The sequence below is a fragment of the Edaphocola aurantiacus genome (genome assembly GCF_019797745.1).
Taxonomy (GTDB): Bacteria; Bacteroidota; Bacteroidia; order Chitinophagales; family Chitinophagaceae; genus Edaphocola; species Edaphocola aurantiacus.
The window spans coordinates 877,307-896,579 of sequence record NZ_VOSI01000002.1 but is presented as its reverse complement, the minus strand read 5'-3'; the positions used below and the strand labels follow the sequence as shown (position 1 = coordinate 896,579).

The window sequence follows — 19,273 nt, the reverse complement described above, 5'->3', positions numbered from 1 at the left end:
TTTTATTTTTATGTAATAACCTAAAAATTGATTATTATGTCAACGGTAAACTATGTTACGAAAGAAAGCCTGGAGCTAATGAGAGGAGAGCTTGCCGAATTAAAAACCGCGGGTAGATCAGAAATAGCACAAGCTATTGCTGAAGCACGCGAAAAAGGCGACTTAAAAGAAAATGCTGAATATGACGCGGCCAAAGAGGCTCAGGGCCTTCATGAGGCCAAAATCGCCAAGCTGGAAAGTATTATTGCCAATAGCAGAGTAATTGATACAAAAGATCTGGACCTGAGTAAAGTATCCGTACTGAGCAAGGTTAAGATTACAAATATGAAAACCAAAAAACTGGTAGAGTATCATTTAGTATCAGAAAAAGAAGCCGACCTTAAAGCCGGTAAGATTTCTGTAACCTCCCCTATCGGAAGAGGCTTACTGGGGAAAGCCGTAGGCGAAATCGCTGATATCGATGTGCCTGCCGGAAAACTGCAATTCAGAATCGAAGAAATCGGAATCTAATATATACTGTTAATGGGCCTGACTTACCGGGATAGTTTTGATGTAACCATTGTGCTGATACTTATCGGCATTGTGGCTGTGTACCTATTGGTCAATATCCTGTACATTCTCACATTAAGAAATACATTCAAAGCCATTTCAGAACAGAACAGGACCATGGCGCCCAATAACACCTGGCTGCTGCTCATTCCTGTTTTCAACCTGGTATGGTCATTCATTGTAGTAAACAATCTGTCTGAATCCATTCTTAAGGAATCAAAGGTGAGGTCATTCCCGCTTTCAGAGGCCAACCCGGCCAATGGAACAGGCATTGCAATGAGCGTACTCAGGTGTACAACCGTTGTGCCCTTGCTTGGTTTCTTATCCGGTCTTGCAGCCATTATCTGCTGGATCATTTACTGGGTTCAGATCAATAATTATAAAAAGGCTATACAGACTGCACCCTATAACGGGACAGGTAATGATAGCATAATTTTTAAATTCTAATCGCATATGTCCATATTCACTAAGATTATTGCAGGTGAGATCCCAAGCTTTAAAATAGCCGAAGACAATGATTTTTATGCATTCCTGGATATATTCCCTTTAAAAGAGGGACATGTATTGGTGGTTCCGAAAAAGGAAACTGATAAAATATGGGATGTAGATGCAGATATTCTGTCTAAATGGCTGAACTTTGCAAAACCAATTGCGTTGGCTATTGAAAAAGCATTTCCCTGCAATCGCTGCGGCCTGAGTGTGATCGGTATAGAAGTACCGCATGCACATATGCACCTGCTGCCGATCAACAATGCAGACGATATCAATTTCACCAACGAAAAGCTGAAATTAAGTAATGAGGAGCTGAAGATGGTGCAGGAAAAAATCCTGGCACACCTTTAATCCCAAGTAAAGTATTCATAAAACTGACTAATTAAATTATGGCAAAAAAAAATGGCCAGTCCTGCTCTTTTTGTGGAAGAAGTGAACAGGAAGTAGGACTGCTCATCACAGGTGTTCAGGGAAATATCTGTGACGATTGTATACAGCAGGCCAGCAATATGATTAATGACAAGCCGGAAGCAAAAAAGAGTGTATCCGCACAGTACGACATTAATCAGCATAAAATTCTGAAGCCCAAAGAAATTACCAATTTCCTGGACCAGTATATTATCGGCCAGGACGATGCGAAGAAAGTAATGGCAGTAGCCATGTATAATCACTACAAGCGATTAAAGCATGTAACTACTGATGATGTGGAGATTGAAAAATCAAATATCATCATGGTGGGAGAAACCGGTACCGGTAAGACCCTGCTGGCCAAAACAGTGGCCCGTATTTTACAGGTTCCTTTTGCCATCGCTGATGCTACTGTGTTTACACAGGCCGGTTATGTGGGAGAGGATGTAGAAAGTATCCTGACCCGTCTATTACAGGCTTGTGACTATGATGTAACGGCAGCTGAGAAAGGTATTGTGTACATTGATGAGATCGATAAGATCGGTCGTAAAAGTGATAATCCATCCATTACCAGAGATGTAAGCGGTGAGGGCGTGCAGCAATCACTGTTGAAATTACTGGAAGGTTCGGAAGTACTGGTGCCACCACAAGGCGGCCGCAAGCACCCCGATCAGAAAATGGTGAAGATCAACACACAAAATATCCTGTTTATCTGTGGCGGAGCGTTTGAAGGGATCGACAAAATGATTTCCCGTCGTATCGAAACCAGCGCTATCGGTTTTAAAAGCACAGAAGAAAAGAATAAGCTGGACAGAAGTAATCTGCTGCAGTATGTAAATGCACAGGATCTGAGGGCATTCGGACTGATCCCGGAATTACTGGGTCGTTTACCTGTAGTTACTTATCTGAACCCATTAGACAAACCTGCTTTAAAGCGAATCCTTACAGAACCTAAGAATGCGCTCATCAGACAATACAAGCGTTTGTTTGAATATGAGAATATAGATCTGAAAGTGGATGACGATGCATTAGAGTATATGGTAGATAAGGCACACACGTACAAACTGGGTGGCCGTGGTTTGAGAACCATCTGTGAAATGATCCTTACCGATGCTATGTATGAATTACCATCTGCAGAACATAATGGATTATTCACCATTACGCTGGAATATGCAAAAGAAAAACTGGACCGCGGTAAGCTGGATGTCTTACGCACTGCGGGCTAATCAATATTTAAAATCATGGCAAAATGCATATCATAACGGTATGCATTTTGTTGCTTAAAAGAAGAATATATGCAATTACAGATAGCGGAATGCCTATATATAGATCAGACGAGTACCAAAGGAAGAGGTGTATATACCTCTGAAGACCTACCCGAAAATGTAATTATAGAAATATCTCCTGTACTGGCTATGAGTGGTGCAGACCGCAAACTGCTAGATCAGACACCGCTGCATGATTATATCTTTGAGTGGGGAGAGAATAATGAACTATGCTGTGCTGCATGGGGTTACATCTCTATGTACAACCATAGCTATAGCTCCAATTGTGAGTACTATATGGACTTTGAACAGCAGATCATCATGATAAGAACAGTACGCAGCATCAATGCTAATGAGGAATTGCTGATTAACTATAATGGCGATTGGGATGATGCCAGACCACTATGGTTTGATGCTCATTAAAGATGACACTGCGCACTATATTGCTTTTTTTATATACTAGCGTTTGCCGGCAAATTTGCCATATATCCAGAGTACTAATAATGCGCCGCCTACAGCTAAGGCAAAACTTTTAACTCCGAAGCCGGTAACACCGGTAGATCCCCATAATAAATTTCCGATAAAGCCACCGACCAGGGCACCTACAATACCCAGGATAATGGTGATAATACACCCCTGGGGCTCGTTCTTGCCGGGCATGATCCATTTGGCAATTACGCCTGCTATACCTCCGAAAATGATCCAAAAGATAATGTTACTCATAGTGTTTTGTTTTTAAAGTGTGATTAAATTCATCTTAAAGATATAATTTTTTGGCATAAATCTTTTTTAAGAAATCATAAAATAACTTTTTTGAGCCGGGCAATTAACTTATTTTGCGGTATCAATTAACATCCGATGAAAGCGATCATCCCTCTGGCTGGAGCAGGCACCAAATTACGCCCGCACACATACACACAGCCCAAAGCTTTAATCCCTATAGCCGGGAAAACGATCTTAAGTGTTATTGTTGAACAGCTACTGGAAAACGGAATCCATGAATTTATTTTTGTGATCGGGTACCTCGGCGATAAGATCCAGGATTATATCAACAAGAAATACCCGGAACTGAAATGCCATTTTGTGACCCAGAATGACCGTAAAGGTACGGGCCATGCCATATGGCTGACGAAGGACATTGTCAATGACGATGAAATTTTTATTGTGTACGGAGATACGATCTGTGATTATGATATCAAGGCCATTATCAATAGCCCGCATTCTGAAATCGGCGTCAGGAGGGTAGATGATCCTCGTTTGTTCGGGGTAGCAGAAATCGGGGACGACAGAACAGTCTTCAGACTGGTGGAGAAACCACTGATCCCTAAATCAAATATGGCATTGGTAGGCGTCTTCAAGATTAAAGAATCGCAATCGCTTTATAAAACACTTGACTATTGTATAGATCATGGTATAGGTACTATAGATGGTGAATACCATCTTACAGAAGCCTTGCAGCTCATGATCGATGATGGTGCGGTGTTCAAATCTTTTAAGGTTAATAACTGGTTTGACTGTGGTAAGAAGGAGACCCTGCTGGAGACCAATGCGATCTTGCTGAAAGGTCAGAAGAGCAGCCTGACGTACAATTACCAGTTTCCCAATACCGTAATTTTACCTCCTGTAAGTATTGCAGAAGGCTGTAAGATCGAGAACTCGATCATCGGTCCTAATGCAACCATCGGAGAGCATTCCACCATCAATTCTTCTATTGTCAGCAACTCCATTATCGGGTCCTTTGCGGTACTGGAAGAAGTGGTACTCAAATCTTCTATTATTGGTAGTGATGCCTTTGTAAGGGGCATGAGCCAGAGCCTGAATATCGGTGATAATACAGATATCGATTTCGGCAAATAATCATATCATTTTTTACGCAGCAGATTTATGTTAACAGACAACAGAATTACCCAATTGTTCCAGATTGAATACCCTATTATACAAGCCGGTATGATCTGGGCATCGGGCTGGCGCCTGGCCTCCGCAGTAAGTAATGCCGGCGGACTGGGCCTTATCGGTGCAGGAAGTATGTACCCCGAAATATTGAAGGAACATCTGGACAAGTGTAAAGCGGCTACAGACAAGCCTTTCGGCGTTAACCTGCCCTTATTATACCCGGATATTGATCAGCATATCAAACATATTATTGAAGCCAAAGTGCCTATCGTATTTACCTCAGCCGGCAATCCAAAAACATGGACCCCAATGCTGAAAGATGCGGGCATTACGGTAGTACATGTGGTATCCAGTGCCAAGTTTGCACTTAAGAGCCAGGATGCCGGTGTGGATGCAGTTGTAGCGGAGGGTTTCGAGGCCGGCGGACATAACGGAAGGGAAGAGACCACAACCATGTGCCTGATCCCTAATGTGCGCAAAGCCATTGATATTCCACTGATCGCAGCAGGCGGTATCGGTAGTGGGCGCAGTATGATGGCTGCAATGGTACTGGGCGCAGAAGGCGTTCAGATCGGCAGCAGGTTTGTATGCAGTGAAGAGGCCAGTAGCCATGCAAGTTTCAAACAGGCGGTAATCACTGCACAGGAAGGAGACACACAATTATCACTCAAAAAACATACTCCTGTAAGATTACTCAAAAACAAGTTCTACCAGGAAGTTTCCCGTGCCGAAGGCGAAGGGGCAACACTCGAGCAACTGGAACAGATCCTGGGGCGCGCAAGGGCAAAGAAAGGAATGTTTGAAGGAGATATGGAAGAAGGAGAGCTGGAGATCGGACAGGTGAGTAGCATGATACAGGATATTATGCCAGCCGGCAAGATTGTGAGCCAGATCTGGCAGGAGTTCCGTGACGCTGCAGCACAGCCATTTTTTAAACCATAAATGTTTTGAAATTACTTTTGTAATAATTATCTTTACCTCTTACATATACATAAACGCTATAAATCATTATGAAACAAATTTTCAAATTATCAGCGCTGCTACTGGCTTTATGCTTTTCATTTGTTTCTTGTCAGAAAGATTATGATGCAACACCTGATGTTCAAGAGCCTGTTACAAACAATCCTTTCAAAGGCACATTCAAATGTAAGATTGACGGCGACATGTTTATAGCAGAACAACAATCTGCAACACTGACAGATGTAAGCGGCGTAAAAACCCTGACAGTGACCGGTATTCAATATGGTTTTGAACGTGATGACAAAAACTTCAGAAGTGTAGGATTCACCATCAGCAACTACGACGGTAATAAAAAATATCCGGTAGGTGGCAATGTACAAGTTGTATACACCATCATGGTTGACGGTTATGCAACGCATTATACCAGCAATACGACCAATGCAAACTATCATGTAACGACTACCGGTAGTTATGTAGGAACCTTCAATACAGCAGTAGCTGAGGTAGGTAATACATCTAACAAAGTAGTACTGACCGAAGGTACATTTGATATTCAATAAACAATATTTAACGTTTTATAGACAAACCGATATTCTATTTACAGAATATCGGTTTTATTTTCGTACCTATTCTTAATTATTGAGTTATGAAATATAGTGTAAAACAGTTCCTGATCTTCCTGCTTTCTTCTTTATTAGGCTGTTTCTTTATCTTTTCTGCATTTACCAAAACCCAGCCGATCCAGCATTTTGAATACACGATCCACTCGCAGCTATATGTACCGCAGCTGGTATCGGTGTATGCGGCCCGCTTTTTTATAGGGCTGGAAGCAGCTCTGGGTTTACTGCTGCTGCTAAATATTTATGGCAGTCGCAAATGGGTGATCAGGGCCTCGTTCTGGCTGCTGATCCTGTTTACCATTCACCTGACTATATTGTATTTCAATGCGGGTAATGATGTAAACTGTGGCTGTATGGGCAGCATGGTCCCTATGACTCCACTGGCCTCTATACTGAAAAATATAGTGCTGCTGATCTTGTTCGGTCTGCTGTGGAAATATACTTCGAAACCGGAGCGTAGTACCTGGCAGCAGATTACCAGCCTGCTGGTAGTGCCGGTAATCATTGCTGTACCTTTCGTGATCTTCCCTGCACAGCTGAAACATATTCCGGTATCCAAATTATACGGACCACAGGCGAAACATGTTCCGCAAGCCGATTTACGACATGGCAAACATTTCGTTGGCTTCCTGAGTATGACCTGTTCTCATTGCCGTGATGCCGCCCGCAGCCTGAGTGCTATGAAAAAAGCAGATAGCACACTGCCTATTCAACTGGTGTTTATGGACCCTGAGGTTGATAGTACCCGCAATACTATGCTCAACGATTTCCTGGAGGATACTAAAGCGACAAATATCCCTTACAGCTTCCTGGAGCAGAAACCATTCCGCGATATAGCCGGATTATTTGTACCTGCAATGTACTGGGTTAATGATTCTGCGATTGTAAAGAAACTCAATGTCCCGGATCTGAATCAGAAGGAATTCCAGTTATGGATTAAATCGAATTAAAACAATAAAGGCTGCACTGAGTGCAGCCTTTATTGTTTAGAAGGTGAATGTCCCGATCAGTGCTCCGTCCTGCGTATGTCCGGCTTCACTCATCTGTAAGGTAATCACCTTCCGTTCTTCTTTTCCTGATGCGTAATAGAGGTAGACTTCTGCCATTACCGTAGTCGCACCGCTCAATACAAAACGGGATTCTCCAAAGTAATTGGTCTCGATTGTATATTTCCCTTTTATGGCTTTCTTCAGTAAGAACTGCTCTGGTCCGTAACCATTGGTAAAGTCGTTGCTGATGCGACCTCCAGCAGAGGTTGTAGGGGTATTGTACATACAACGCTCTCCATTAGGTTGTGTAACCCAAAGGTCAATGTCTGTATTCAGGTGATTCCAGTTAATCACTACCCGTATATCTACCGGCAGTTCCTGGATCAGTTCTTTGCGGATATGCTTTGTATTCAGTTGTCCTTTATGCAGGCTGATCAGGCGGTTAATTTCCATAACCAGGATCTCTTCCACTCCGGCATCACGATCGGCCGCTTCCGGGCTGTAGCTGCCCTGCAATATGCCATACAAGCCATCCAGTGCTTCCTGGTAGCGTCCATTGTCTTCCAGTGCCAGGGCATAGTCACGATGGCTCTGTAAGTCCATAGGGCGCCATTCCAGCACTTTGCCTGCACACCATAATTCTTTTTCATATTGCTTCCATTCTTTCAGCTTATACACCAGTATTTTCATCAGGGGTGCATCTTCAATATTCAGCTCGGCGATATTACTCAGGATCTGTATAGCAGTATCAACCGATTTTCTTTTATAGAAATACTGGGCCACATTATAATAGAAGGTTGCTTTATCCTGGTATTGTTTCCTTTCACGCAGGTAAGTTGCATAAGGTTGTTTACTGCTTTTCAGCACCTGCATATACGGCTCATCCGATACCGGCACTACAGTTTCCGATCCATACCCATCATCCGCAATAGTGGCTTCCGCGGTAGCATCACTGGCGGCAATATCGAGACCATCTGTAGCAGTACTGTCAGTCGCCGTCCAGTTATACGTTGTGACAGCACTGGTCGTAAAATTACTTTCCTGGGTAACCGGGTCGGCAAATTGCAAAGTGTTGCTTTCTCCAGCTTCTTTCTTCATTACCGCCTCTACAACCGGGCTTGCACTTGCTGCCGGTGCCAGTTGGCTCTCCACATCATGAGCAGATGAAACGGACTTATCTACCATACGGTCTTCTGCCACTTCTACTGCAGCAGCCCTTGCTGCTTCTGGTTTTTCTGGCGGTTGAGGATATCTTTTCTGTGCAGTAAATACAGTTTGCCACCAGGTTTTCAACTGGGCAGTCATCTCTACCGAGCGGGTCAGCAGATCATTCATACGTTCCTCTTCTGCTACGGAAGATTCCTTTTTCAGACGCAGATACTCTTCCATCAATTCCTGCGGAGGGGTAATGTTATAGCGTACATAGTCTGCCACTTCTTCCAGTACCATCAGACTGGTATTGCGGGTTACAATTCCGAATTGCTGTGCCAGTTCCGTTATGGTAGCTGCATTTTGTTTATAATCTCCATTTAGGGCATCTATCTTTTGCTGTGCCCACAACTTATGTATGTTCAGGGCTGTATTATTACTGCGTTGCAGCACTACTTTTCTGCGCTCGGTCACCTTGCCATCCCAGCCATATAAGAGTGTTACCTCATGCATATTTGCAGGGAGCAAACCTGTAATAACCATATGTCCGGATACCTCTGTATTGCGCACCGGGTATACCTCAGACACATTGGCCTGCTCTATGCCCATAAAGCGGTAATATATAGTGTTAATCTGTGCCACGGCATCGGCAACTGTAGCCGTGTTCAGGTTTATGAGTTTACCACCGCTGCTCAATTGCTGCATGGCTACAAAGTCGGCTTTCTGCGCTGCAATAAAAGTGAAGAAGCTGGTAGGAATACGACCGGCCTGCGGACCATAAGTGCTCATGCCATCGGTAAACAATAGCACATCTCTGTTGTTCTTGTCCAGAATATAAGCCTTATTCAGTACGCTGAAATCAGTGGCCCCGTCGTATACCAGGGATTGTAATTTCTTTCTCAATGCAGACCAGTTACCATTTTGAATGGCATAGGTGCCGGAATTAACCAGGCGGTGATTCAGCAGTTTAAGGTCAACAATGGCATTGGGCTGCTGTTTAAAAAACAAATCAAGGACCTGTAGTTCTTTTTCATGATTCCGTTCCAGGCCACTTAAGGATACATCCCAGATCAGGTCAATTTTTGAAGACCATTGCTTTTGTTTAAACTGTGCTTTCCTGTAATCGTTGATGACAAAGTAGGCCGAATTATCTGTATTGGGTGCATATAAGGCCTCGACTGTATTGATCTCTTTGGGCAGATTAATGGTCAGTGCACGACGTGGCTGAAATGATGTTTTATGCAGTTGTGCAATATAAGAGGGGCCGGTCTGGGTAAAGGAGAAACTACCATCGGGCTGCTCTGCCAATACTGGTTTTGCCGTGCTGGCGGTTACAGTCGCTTTGAGGTCAAAGCTGGCGACAGGTTGTGCATAGTCCAGGGGCAGATGATAACGTAACTGGTAACGACTGTCCAGCTTCAATGCCTCTTCATAAGTAATCATGATTGTACGACTGGCGTGTGGCAGGAATGGATAAATGCGGGTACGGAAATTATTTCCCTCTACCTGCTCCAGCAAGCCGGGGTCTACCCTGCGGTTCTCAATACTTTCAAACACTTCTGTAGCCTTGGCCTTTGAAACCGGTACCGCCTGGCGCATTTTACCATTTATATCCAGCGCAAATCCGCTGATGGTAACCCCTTGCGGCATGGGGAATGTAAGGGTTCCTTCCAGCGTACGATCGCTCTTGTTCAGGAAGGTAAGGGTCATCTGTGTGGTGGCAATATTGCCTACAATATTGATGTCTACAGACACTTTATCGAGCTGTACATCATGCGACCCATCGGAGAGGGCAAGGGTGGGATGCTGGGCGCGCACAATGAAAGTGGTGCAAAGCAGCAGGCAGCATAAGAGGAATTGGCGTATCATACAATAGGATTTATACTCCTAAGATGTACATAAAAAAAGATTTCCATAAAGAATGGAAATCTTTTTTCTAAAAATATTTTTATGTGCTTTAAAGAATGTTCAATTCATGACCGCTGAAGATCAGGATCAGGATAGCCAGTCCGAGGATGATGCGGTACCAGCCAAATGCTTTAAAACCGTGGCGGGTAAGCAGGCTGATAAAGCCTTTGATGGCAATAATCGCCACCACAAATCCGACTACATTACCTACGACCAGCAGCTTGATCTCTTCAGGAGTGAAAGTATTGCCTTCTTTAAAGAACTTCAGCATTTTGATCAGCGAGGCACCGAACATCATAGGCAGGGCCAGGAAGAAAGAAAACTCTGCAGCGGCTTTACGGGTCAGCTTCTGCGTCATAGCACCTACAATAGTACTGGCAGAACGTGAGGTACCCGGAATCAGGGCCAGACACTGGTATACACCTATGATGAATGCTTGCTTATAAGAGATATTATCTGAATCTTCAATGACGGGTTTATTGAACCATTTATCTACAAACAGCAATATGATACCACCCAATACCAGCATTACCGCCACCATAGTGGGACTTTCCAGCCATTGATCGATCTGATCATTCAGCAATACACCCAGTATAGAGGCTGGTATAGCTGCTACAATCAGCTTGATGTAAAAAGATACCGAACGGAAGAAACGCTTGTAATATAAGGCCAGTACGGAAAGGATCGTACCCAACTGTATAACGATCAGGAACAGTTTGGTAAATGCCGTAGGCTGTAATCCCATTACGGAGCTGGCAATGATCATATGTCCTGTTGAAGATACCGGTAAAAACTCGGTCAGTCCTTCGATGATCGCCAGGATAATGGCCTGCAGATAATTCATAAAACTAAGGTATGTTTAAGTATTTGTGTGTTTGTAAAGATAGGGACCATTGCGGATGCTGGCGAATATATTCCAGGATTACCGGGGTCATTTGTTCTCTTTTATCCCATTCCGTTTGCAGGTACAGCTTGCAGGATTCCGGTACCAGTGCGGCATAGGTTTCTGCCCATTGAAAATCGTGTTTATTAAAGACTACAATTTTCAGTTCATGAGCCCAGGACATATTCTCCGGTAATGGTGCCTTGAATTTTTTAGGCGATAAAGTAACCCAGTCAAAATCTCCGCTTAAAGGAGATGAGGCAGAGGTTTCGATATGTGTTCTGAAACCTGCGGCTTTAAGACCTGTAGCTAAGGGAGCCAGATCATACATTGAAGGTTCACCACCGGTAATAACGGCGATACGGCCCGGGTATGCACTTGCCGCTCCTATGATTGCTTCCACGCTCATTTTAGGATGCACATCAGCGTCCCAGCTTTCTTTTACGTCGCACCACACACAGCCTACATCACATCCTCCAAGGCGAATAAAATAAGCTGCATGCCCGGCATAGGCCCCTTCACCCTGTAGGGTGTAGAAGTGCTCCATAACTGGGTATTGAACGGCTAAATAATCGGTTGCAACAGACATAATTAATTAAAACTTGTGCGCAAAGATAAAACATATCGTGCTGACCAAGCGATAAAATAATCGTAAAGACTAACCGAGAGAAAGATGCTGCAATACTTGGTGTACTGCGGTATAGGGGCTGAGGGTATGATTAAGTACGCGGGCCTCCAGCTGATGAATATGGTCCTGCACACCATGCTGTGCCAGCAGGCGGCGAAACAGTCCTTCGTTCAGTAACTGGCGGAAGGCAAACAGGTTCTGGTTGCTGCGCTTCTGTTCAAAATGGCCATTGGAGACCTGGTGATGATGAAATTTATCGATCATGGCTGCCACTTCAGCAATTCCTGTATTTTCGTATGAGGAGCAGATTTTCACCTCCGGTATCCAACCCGATGCATTGGGTGGCATAAAGTGTAAGGCTCTGGCATACTCACTGCGGGCAGCTTTGGCCTTATGTATATTGTCTCCATCTGCTTTAGTGATGACCATTCCATCGGCCATTTCCATGATGCCTCTTTTGATGCCCTGCAATTCATCTCCGGCACCGGCCAGCATCAGCAGGAGAAAGAAGTCGGTGATCTGGCTTACTTCGGTTTCGCTCTGGCCTACCCCTACTGTTTCTACAATAATGGTATCAAAACCTGCGGCTTCACAGAGCAGTGTTGTTTCCCGGGTTTTGTAAGTTACCCCTCCGAGACTGCCACTGGCAGATGAAGGGCGTATATATGCATCTGGATGTACCGAAAGTTGCTCCATACGGGTTTTATCCCCGAGTATACTTCCTTTACTTATATTGCTGCTGGGATCAATGGCCAGTACGGCAAGCTTCCTGCCTTCGGCGATCAGGTGCATCCCAAAGGATTCGATGAAGGTACTCTTACCCACACCTGGCACACCGGTGATGCCTATGCGCAACGATTTTCCGGAATACGGCAGTATCTCATCGATCAGCTGTGCCGCCAGCACCTGGTGCTGTGGGTTAGTTGATTCGACCAGGGTAATGGCGCGGCTGAGCAGGGCTATATCGCCTGCCAGTATGCCTTCTTTTAATACTTGTATGTCGGGTAATGCGCGTCTCAAGATGTTGGTATGCAGAACAAATATAGTACTTATTGTTTGGGGCGGAATATTGTTTCTTCCATCGTCATACCCGGTTCCATCCATATGGCCTGGATCCCCGCAGCACGGGCCCCTTCTATATGCTGGAAGCTGTCGTCCAGGAATAAAGTATGTGCCGGGTTGAAGCCGGTATAGTCCAGAACGTGCTGAAAGATATCTGCATTCGGTTTACGCATACCAATACGATGGCTGTAAAATACTTTATCAAAGAATACGCCGAGGTTATCAAAACCGCAGACTTCCTTCAATACTTTATTGAAAGCACGTTCATGCGTTTCGTTGGTATTGCTCAAGAGTACGATATCGTAATGCAATTGCAGTTGCTGCAATATCTGTAGCCTGCGCAGCGGAATATCCAGCAGCATCTCATTCCAGGCATCCAGTATCTGCTGGTGGCTGATGTGTGTGCCTGTCCATCCCTGTAAGGCCTTTACAAATTCGGCCTCATCTATCTTACCGGTTTCAAAATCGGAAAACAGATCGGTCTGTGCGGCCTGCGAATAGCGATCATCAAAATCGGTAACGCCTAATGCTTTAAAAGCTTCAGCAGTACGGTTATAATCTATATTGATGAGCACACCGCCCAGGTCAAATATAATGTGCTTAATATTGTCCATATTATCCTTTTTCAGCTGCTTTAAAAGCATCAATAAATTCCTGCAGATGTTCGATCTGTACGTGATCCATCACCACAATCTTATACCAGTTTACGGCATCACCGTGACTATCCGGCACCAGCAGGAACTGTTCTGCAATAGCCACTGGCACATGTGCTGCACGAATGGTAATGATATTCATTTTCGGATGACGATAGTAAGCTACATTCATGGCATCCAGCTGCTGGCAACACCAGTCAGTACGGTATAGTAAAGTATTGATCTTTTCCAGCCATCCGTAAGGACCATAGTTATACAGGATCATCCATACTGCAATCGCATTGGCACCCGAACGGCTGCCGCATAAGGTGATATCCATACCATGCACATAGCTGGCCTCTTTGGTGAAGACATACTTCATCAGGTCTTTACGGGACAGGAAGATACCGGTACCATATGGCGCCTGCAACATTTTATGGGCATCCAGGGTAATGGAGGATACGTGAGGATTCTTAAAATTCAGGTTATGATCTGGATCGGAAGTCGGGTATATAAATCCGCCAAAAGCCCCGTCCAGGTGCAGTTTGAATGGAATATTATATTGTTGCAGGTACTGTGCATATACATCGGGATTGTCGATAGAGCCGAACATGGTTGTACCCATATTGTTCAACACAATCACATACTTGATTCCCGCTGCAATGGCTTTTTGAATGGTGCTGTCCAGCAATTCCGGCACTACCATACGGGTCTGATCATCTACCGGTACACTATAATAAGCAATGCTGAGCAGGTTAGAGCCTTTAACTACGGAGTAGTGGGTATCAGAGGAAGCCAGAATGGCGATCTCTGACAGCTGTGCGTCATATTCCTGCATAAACAGGTTGCGGTACATCCATATGGCCTGGATATTGGCTTCCGTACCGCCGGTGGCTACATAACCATCACAGCTGTTTACTTCAGCGCCAAACATATCTACAGCCAGCGTTTCGATCAGCTCGCGCTCTATCTCCTGGGTACCGTTAAAGAATGGCTCTGAATCGGTAAGGGTATGGCAACCGATATGATTGGGATTTTGTACTACTGTACGCAACAGCGGCGCATCTTTAAGGAAGCTGGCTTTATCGTAGAATACTTGTCCGTCCAGTTTTGAGGCCGGTACACCGAGCGATACTCTTTTACTATAATCAATATTTTCTGCCAGTGCTTCGGTGATGCGGGCATCCTGTTGCTCATGACTCAGCTTTTTCCAGTACTTCATTATTATTATTTAGGCTGCAAAGATAGATTTTCAAAAAGGAATGATAAAAAAATCGCCACCCTTTATGGATGGCGATCTGAAAATTATTTTTGAGCATCTGCTCCGGCTTTTAATAAAGGATTATTTGAAGCGGATTCTGCCGGTATACTACCGCTCTCTGCATTCATGGCATCCAGTACCTCTTTGGTTATATCCAATGCTTTGTTGGCATACAGTATCTGGCCGCCGGCTTTGGAATAAGTAAATATGAAATCATACTTTTTTTCCTTGTTGAATTTTTCCAGGAAGGCATCTAAGCGCTTCTGGAACTCATCCTGGATTTCAGTTTGCTCTTTCATGAGCTGAGCAGTAATGGTCTGGTGGCGCTGCTCTAAAACCTGCTGCTGCTGACCAAGGCGCTTTTGTGTAGCCTCACCTTCAGCCTGACTCATTGTTCCTGCCTGAATTTTTTTCTGGAAGGCCATTGCTTCTGCCTGCAGGGCTTTTTCCTTCTGCTGCATTTCATTTTCAAAGGCATTCTGCTTTTTTTCGTAAGCCGCTTTCTGCTCTTTCAGGAAAATGTAATTCGCATTCAGGGTATCCCCGTTTACATAAGCCAGTTTCAGACCTGCATTATTTCCTGCAGCTTGTTCAGTATTGGCTTTTGGTGCAGCGTCCGCTTTTTTCTGATCTCTGTTACAGGCTGCGAATAATACGCTGCATGCAATCGCTACTGTACCAAGACTCCATTTTATTTTATTCATGATAGTAGATTTATTATTGTTTCACTATTCATCATCGTCTTCTTCATCTTCCTCTTCGAGGTGGGCATACTTTGCCTTCTTTTCCTTCTCCGGCTTACCCGCAACTACAATTACAATTTCGCCTTTGGCAGGGTGCTGTGTATAAAAAGCAATCAGTTCTTCCAGCGTACCCCTGCGGGTATCTTCAAACATTTTACTCAGCTCACGACTTACTGATGCCTGACGATCTGCGCCCAGATGGGCTTTCAGTTCTTCAAGACATTTAACCAGCCGATGCGGGGATTCGTAGAGCACCATTGTGCGCTCTTCCGTCTGCAGCTTTTCCAGCATTGTTTTTCTGCCCTTTTTCTGAGGCAGAAATCCTTCAAAAGAGAAACGGTTTGTAGGCAGGCCAGACACGGCGAGCGCAGGCACAAAGGCCGTTGCTCCGGGCAGGCATTCAACCGGTATATTTTCCTGTATACAAGCTCTGACTAGGAAGAAGCCCGGATCGGAGATCGCGGGTGTTCCGGCGTCGGTGACCAGTGCAAAGGTCTTACCAGCTTTGAGCTGCTGCACAAGCCCCTCAGTCACCTTATGCTCATTATGCTGATGATAGCTATACAGTGGCTTCTGAATCTCATAAAGTTTCATCAGCTTACCACTGGTACGGGTATCCTCACATAAAATCGCATCGGCTCCTTTCAGTACCTCCAGTGCTCTCATGGTTATATCGCCGAGATTGCCTACAGGTGTGGGTACCAGGTACAACTTCATCCGGTTCGAATTAAATTGCAGTCAGTGTATATTCGTAAGATTCCATTACTGCATTTACCAGTAATTTCTTACATGCTTCTTCAGTGTTTGCTTTTGCTTCTGCTTCAGAAGCAGCTTCTACTTGCAGGGTAATGTGTTTACCTACTCTAACATTATCCAGACCACTCAGACCTAATTTGTGCAGGCTCTCAGTAACTGCTTTACCTTGAGGGTCTAATAATTCTTTTAAAGGCATTACCGTAATTTGTGCAGTGAATTTCATAATAAAATAAAAATATGTATAAAAATATTAAGCTAATTGTTTGTTTTCTGGATACTTGTACAGCATAGAGGCAATAATATATACTGCAAATGCCAGGAGCAATGCACTATAACCAACGATGAAGTATCCGATCACGGCGGTCAGTACAATGAGTATATGCGGCCACCAGGCGATAATGCCCTGTGCCGGTGCTTTCCATTTTAAGAACTTAATTTTGCTCACCATAAGGAAACTCAGTACAGCAACCAATGCATACAGCATCCATTTATTGCTGAACAGTCCGATGATGTAGCCTTCTCCATAAGCCAGGATCAGGGGCAGTAAAGCGACCATAATACCTGCAGCAGGAATAGGCATACCGCTAAAGTATGCAGACTGTGCTTTATTATTTTGATTGAAGCGGGCCAGTCTCAGGGCACCGAAGCAAGGCAGCAGGAAAGCGGGCAGGGTAGCCAGCGGACTTACGCTCATTGCTTTAGGTTCTGACATCAGCGACATCCACAATAACTGGTATACAATCATTGCAGGTGCTACTCCGAAAGAGACTACATCTGCCAGTGAATCCAGGTCCTTACCGATCGGAGACTGAGCATTTAAGGCACGTGCAGCCAGTCCGTCCAGTACATCAAACAGTGCGGCCAGCAAAATAAATATGCTACCGTACACCAGTTTGTGTGCCCCCATAACCGGGAAGAATGTTTCCCCTGTTACTGTTTTCAGTTCGGGATATGCACCCAGGATAAATGTAACGGCGATACAGCCGCAAACCAGGTTACATAAAGTAAGGATATTAGGCAAATGCTTCATCTAAAGAAAGCTTCTTGATTGGGTTAAGCGTTGAGATATTGGTCCAGTTGCTGACTCAGGCTTTCGCTGGCTGCAATTAAAGGCAGGCGCAGTACGTTTTCCATAAGACCAGACTTGTGTAAAACATATTTTACACCGGTCGGATTACCTTCTGCAAACAGCAGGTCAATACCCTTCAGTAATTTGTAGTGCAGCTTACGCGCAGTAACGAAGTCTTCCTGTATTCCGGCATTTACCATAGCACAGAAATCTACCGGGAAGCTGTTGGCCGCTACGGAGATCACTCCGTGGAAACCGATAGACAGTTGTGGTACGATCAGGTTATCATCGCCAGATAAAACAGCGAAGTGGTCCGGTGCACCTTGTACCAGTTCCATACATTGCGCCATATTGCCACTGGCTTCTTTGATCGCAACGATATGTTTGTATTTATTAGCCAGACGCAAGGTTGTAGCAGGCAACATATTGGCAACCGTTCTGCCCGGTACATTGTACAGGATGATCGGTTTGTCAGTTGCTTCTGCCAATGCGCTGAAATGCTGGAACAATCCTTCCTGAGAAGGTTTGTTATAATAAGGAACAACACTCAGGATACCGTCTACATCCTGCATCGGGTACTGGCTGAGGCTTTCCAGCAGCTCTTGTGTGTTATTGGAACCCAGGCCTAATACAACAGGCTTTCGTTTATTATTATGTTTCAGGATACAATCTAATACTTCCAGCTTCTCTGCTTTGGTCAATGTAGGAGTCTCTGCGGTAGTACCTAAGGCTACCAGGAAATCTACACCGCCATCGATAGTGAAGTCTACCAGTTTGCGTAATGCGTCAAAATCAACAGATTGGTCTTTTTTAAAAGGTGTGACTAATGCTACACCTGTACCTTTAAACATCATTTAATAATAAATTGGGTATGGTTTTTTAAAACGGATATACTTATAATTCTTCGTAGAAGCCCATATTGGAGAACTTCTCAATTCTTTGTTCAATACGTTTTTCCGGAGCGATTTTAGACAGGGTCTTGATCGTATCCAGGATATATTTCTTCAACGATTCTGCCATTGCTTCCGGTTGATTGTGTGCACCACCTTCCGGTTCTGCAATCACGTCATCTACCAGACCAAAAGAAGACATATCTTTTGAGGTCAATTTCAATTGCTCTGCGGCTTTCACTTTGAAATCCCAGCTGTGCCACAGGATCGTAGAACAGTTTTCCGGAGAAATTACGGTGTACCAGGTATTTTCCAGCATCACGACTTTGTCGCCGATACCGATACCTAAAGCGCCACCGGATGCACCTTCACCAATAATGATACAGATCACCGGAACTTTCAGGTTGATCATTTCAAACAGGTTACGGGCAATCGCTTCTCCCTGTCCGCGCTCTTCTGCTTCCAGACCAGGAAAGGCTCCCGGAGTGTCGATCAGGGTTACGATAGGACGGTTAAATTTCTCTGCAATCTTCATCAGGCGCAGTGCTTTACGATATCCTTCAGGATTGGCCATACCGAAATTGCGCAGCTGGCGTTGTTTCGTATTGGTTCCTTTCTGATGACCGATCAGCATAACATGCTCTCCTCCGATTTCTGCAAATCCACCTACGATAGCTTTATCATCTGCAACATTACGGTCGCCGAACAGTTCTGTAAACTTATCACAGATCTGACCGATATAGTATAAGGTATAAGGACGCTCAGGATGACGACTCAACTGTACACGTTGCCATGGAGTGAGATTAGCGTAAAGGTTCTTTCTTGTTTTATCAATTGTGGTTTCCAGTTCGGAAATAGATGCAGACATATCTACATTATTTTTCTCCGCCAGGGCCTTAAGCTTTTCTAATTGCTGATTTAAATCTTCAATAGGCTTTTCAAAATCCAAAAACTGCATAGTTTCGACTGATGTTTAATCTGCAAATGTACTACATATCTTGGTATATTGTGCATGATCAGGCATTTACTGTGTCTTATAAAGTGTAAAGCCTGCCCCGGATGGAAGCCTTGATGAAATACAACAATATCACATATGTAAATTGCACATTCCAATGC

The 19,273-nt window shown here is 44.3% G+C and carries 22 protein-coding genes; 9 read left to right on the top strand and 13 right to left on the bottom strand.

Translation table 11 applies throughout. The features are described from left to right. Positions 1-36 precede the first annotated feature (36 nt). The 5 genes from greA to FTD44_RS08410 all read left to right on the top strand — a co-directional run bounded on the left by greA (position 37) and on the right by FTD44_RS08410 (position 3,137). Entirely contained in the window at positions 37-510 is a 474-nt protein-coding gene (gene greA, locus FTD44_RS08430; RefSeq protein ID WP_129020564.1) for a transcription elongation factor GreA, read from the top strand. 12 nt (positions 511-522) lie between these two features. Further along, the gene (locus tag FTD44_RS08425; RefSeq protein ID WP_222166028.1) at positions 523-996 is read left to right on the top strand and encodes a hypothetical protein; all 474 of its coding nucleotides are present in this window, start codon (positions 523-525) and stop codon (positions 994-996) included. A gap of 6 nt (positions 997-1,002) precedes the next feature. Next, positions 1,003-1,392: an HIT family protein gene (locus FTD44_RS08420; RefSeq protein ID WP_222166027.1), complete on the top strand. Its 390-nt coding sequence runs from the start codon at positions 1,003-1,005 to the stop codon at positions 1,390-1,392. A gap of 38 nt (positions 1,393-1,430) precedes the next feature. After that, positions 1,431-2,675 (top strand): ATP-dependent Clp protease ATP-binding subunit ClpX, encoded by a 1,245-nt coding sequence (clpX, locus tag FTD44_RS08415; RefSeq protein WP_129020561.1) that lies wholly within the window; start codon positions 1,431-1,433, stop codon positions 2,673-2,675. A 69-nt stretch (positions 2,676-2,744) separates the two neighbouring features. Then, the gene (locus FTD44_RS08410; RefSeq protein ID WP_129020560.1) at positions 2,745-3,137 is read left to right on the top strand and encodes an SET domain-containing protein-lysine N-methyltransferase; all 393 of its coding nucleotides are present in this window, start codon (positions 2,745-2,747) and stop codon (positions 3,135-3,137) included. Between the two features lie 36 nt (positions 3,138-3,173). Here the strand turns inward: FTD44_RS08410 and FTD44_RS08405 are convergent, their stop codons facing one another. Then, the gene (locus FTD44_RS08405; protein WP_222166026.1) at positions 3,174-3,437 is read right to left on the bottom strand and encodes a GlsB/YeaQ/YmgE family stress response membrane protein; all 264 of its coding nucleotides are present in this window, start codon (positions 3,435-3,437) and stop codon (positions 3,174-3,176) included. Positions 3,438-3,572: 135 nt separating this feature from the next. Between FTD44_RS08405 and FTD44_RS08400 the strand changes: the two genes are divergently transcribed. The 4 genes from FTD44_RS08400 to FTD44_RS08385 all read left to right on the top strand — a co-directional run bounded on the left by FTD44_RS08400 (position 3,573) and on the right by FTD44_RS08385 (position 7,137). Further along, positions 3,573-4,571, top strand: coding sequence for a sugar phosphate nucleotidyltransferase (locus FTD44_RS08400; protein ID WP_222166025.1), 999 nt, complete (start codon positions 3,573-3,575; stop codon positions 4,569-4,571). Positions 4,572-4,598: 27 nt separating this feature from the next. After that, on the top strand, positions 4,599-5,549 hold the full coding sequence (locus FTD44_RS08395) for an NAD(P)H-dependent flavin oxidoreductase (RefSeq protein ID WP_222166024.1): 951 nt from the start codon (positions 4,599-4,601) through the stop codon (positions 5,547-5,549). Between the two features lie 68 nt (positions 5,550-5,617). Beyond that, positions 5,618-6,127 (top strand): hypothetical protein, encoded by a 510-nt coding sequence (locus tag FTD44_RS08390; protein WP_222166023.1) that lies wholly within the window; start codon positions 5,618-5,620, stop codon positions 6,125-6,127. An 86-nt stretch (positions 6,128-6,213) separates the two neighbouring features. After that, on the top strand, positions 6,214-7,137 hold the full coding sequence (locus FTD44_RS08385; protein WP_222166022.1) for a MauE/DoxX family redox-associated membrane protein: 924 nt from the start codon (positions 6,214-6,216) through the stop codon (positions 7,135-7,137). Positions 7,138-7,173: 36 nt separating this feature from the next. On the opposite strand, the gene FTD44_RS08380 is transcribed toward FTD44_RS08385, so the two are convergent. The 12 genes from FTD44_RS08380 to FTD44_RS08325 all read right to left on the bottom strand — a co-directional run bounded on the left by FTD44_RS08380 (position 7,174) and on the right by FTD44_RS08325 (position 19,115). Next, entirely contained in the window at positions 7,174-10,194 is a 3,021-nt protein-coding gene (locus FTD44_RS08380; RefSeq protein WP_222166021.1) for a VIT domain-containing protein, read from the bottom strand. Positions 10,195-10,282: 88 nt separating this feature from the next. Continuing rightward, positions 10,283-11,077 (bottom strand): undecaprenyl-diphosphate phosphatase, encoded by a 795-nt coding sequence (locus FTD44_RS08375; protein WP_222166020.1) that lies wholly within the window; start codon positions 11,075-11,077, stop codon positions 10,283-10,285. A gap of 4 nt (positions 11,078-11,081) precedes the next feature. After that, on the bottom strand, positions 11,082-11,705 hold the full coding sequence (locus tag FTD44_RS08370; RefSeq protein ID WP_246625375.1) for a 7-carboxy-7-deazaguanine synthase QueE: 624 nt from the start codon (positions 11,703-11,705) through the stop codon (positions 11,082-11,084). Positions 11,706-11,774: 69 nt separating this feature from the next. After that, a complete protein-coding gene (gene meaB, locus FTD44_RS08365) occupies positions 11,775-12,764 on the bottom strand; it encodes a methylmalonyl Co-A mutase-associated GTPase MeaB (RefSeq protein WP_222166019.1) in 990 nt (329 codons plus the stop codon). 29 nt (positions 12,765-12,793) lie between these two features. Further along, complete coding sequence (locus FTD44_RS08360) at positions 12,794-13,420, bottom strand: HAD family hydrolase (RefSeq protein ID WP_222166018.1); 627 nt, start codon at positions 13,418-13,420, stop codon at positions 12,794-12,796. 1 nt (position 13,421) lies between these two features. Next, complete coding sequence (locus tag FTD44_RS08355; protein WP_222166017.1) at positions 13,422-14,660, bottom strand: pyridoxal phosphate-dependent decarboxylase family protein; 1,239 nt, start codon at positions 14,658-14,660, stop codon at positions 13,422-13,424. Positions 14,661-14,743: 83 nt separating this feature from the next. Continuing rightward, positions 14,744-15,403, bottom strand: coding sequence for an OmpH family outer membrane protein (locus tag FTD44_RS08350; protein WP_222166016.1), 660 nt, complete (start codon positions 15,401-15,403; stop codon positions 14,744-14,746). A 24-nt stretch (positions 15,404-15,427) separates the two neighbouring features. Further along, a complete protein-coding gene (rsmI, locus tag FTD44_RS08345) occupies positions 15,428-16,159 on the bottom strand; it encodes a 16S rRNA (cytidine(1402)-2'-O)-methyltransferase (RefSeq protein WP_222166015.1) in 732 nt (243 codons plus the stop codon). A gap of 10 nt (positions 16,160-16,169) precedes the next feature. Beyond that, on the bottom strand, positions 16,170-16,421 hold the full coding sequence (purS, locus tag FTD44_RS08340; RefSeq protein WP_129020547.1) for a phosphoribosylformylglycinamidine synthase subunit PurS: 252 nt from the start codon (positions 16,419-16,421) through the stop codon (positions 16,170-16,172). A gap of 27 nt (positions 16,422-16,448) precedes the next feature. Continuing rightward, complete coding sequence (pssA, locus tag FTD44_RS08335) at positions 16,449-17,228, bottom strand: CDP-diacylglycerol--serine O-phosphatidyltransferase (protein WP_222166014.1); 780 nt, start codon at positions 17,226-17,228, stop codon at positions 16,449-16,451. 23 nt (positions 17,229-17,251) lie between these two features. Further along, positions 17,252-18,121, bottom strand: a complete 870-nt coding sequence (gene dapA, locus FTD44_RS08330; protein WP_222166013.1) for a 4-hydroxy-tetrahydrodipicolinate synthase — start codon at positions 18,119-18,121, stop codon at positions 17,252-17,254. A gap of 40 nt (positions 18,122-18,161) precedes the next feature. Beyond that, positions 18,162-19,115 carry an acetyl-CoA carboxylase carboxyltransferase subunit alpha gene (locus FTD44_RS08325; RefSeq protein ID WP_222166012.1) on the bottom strand — a complete coding sequence of 318 codons (954 nt, stop codon included), beginning with the start codon at positions 19,113-19,115 and terminating at the stop codon, positions 18,162-18,164. Positions 19,116-19,273: the final 158 nt, after the last annotated feature.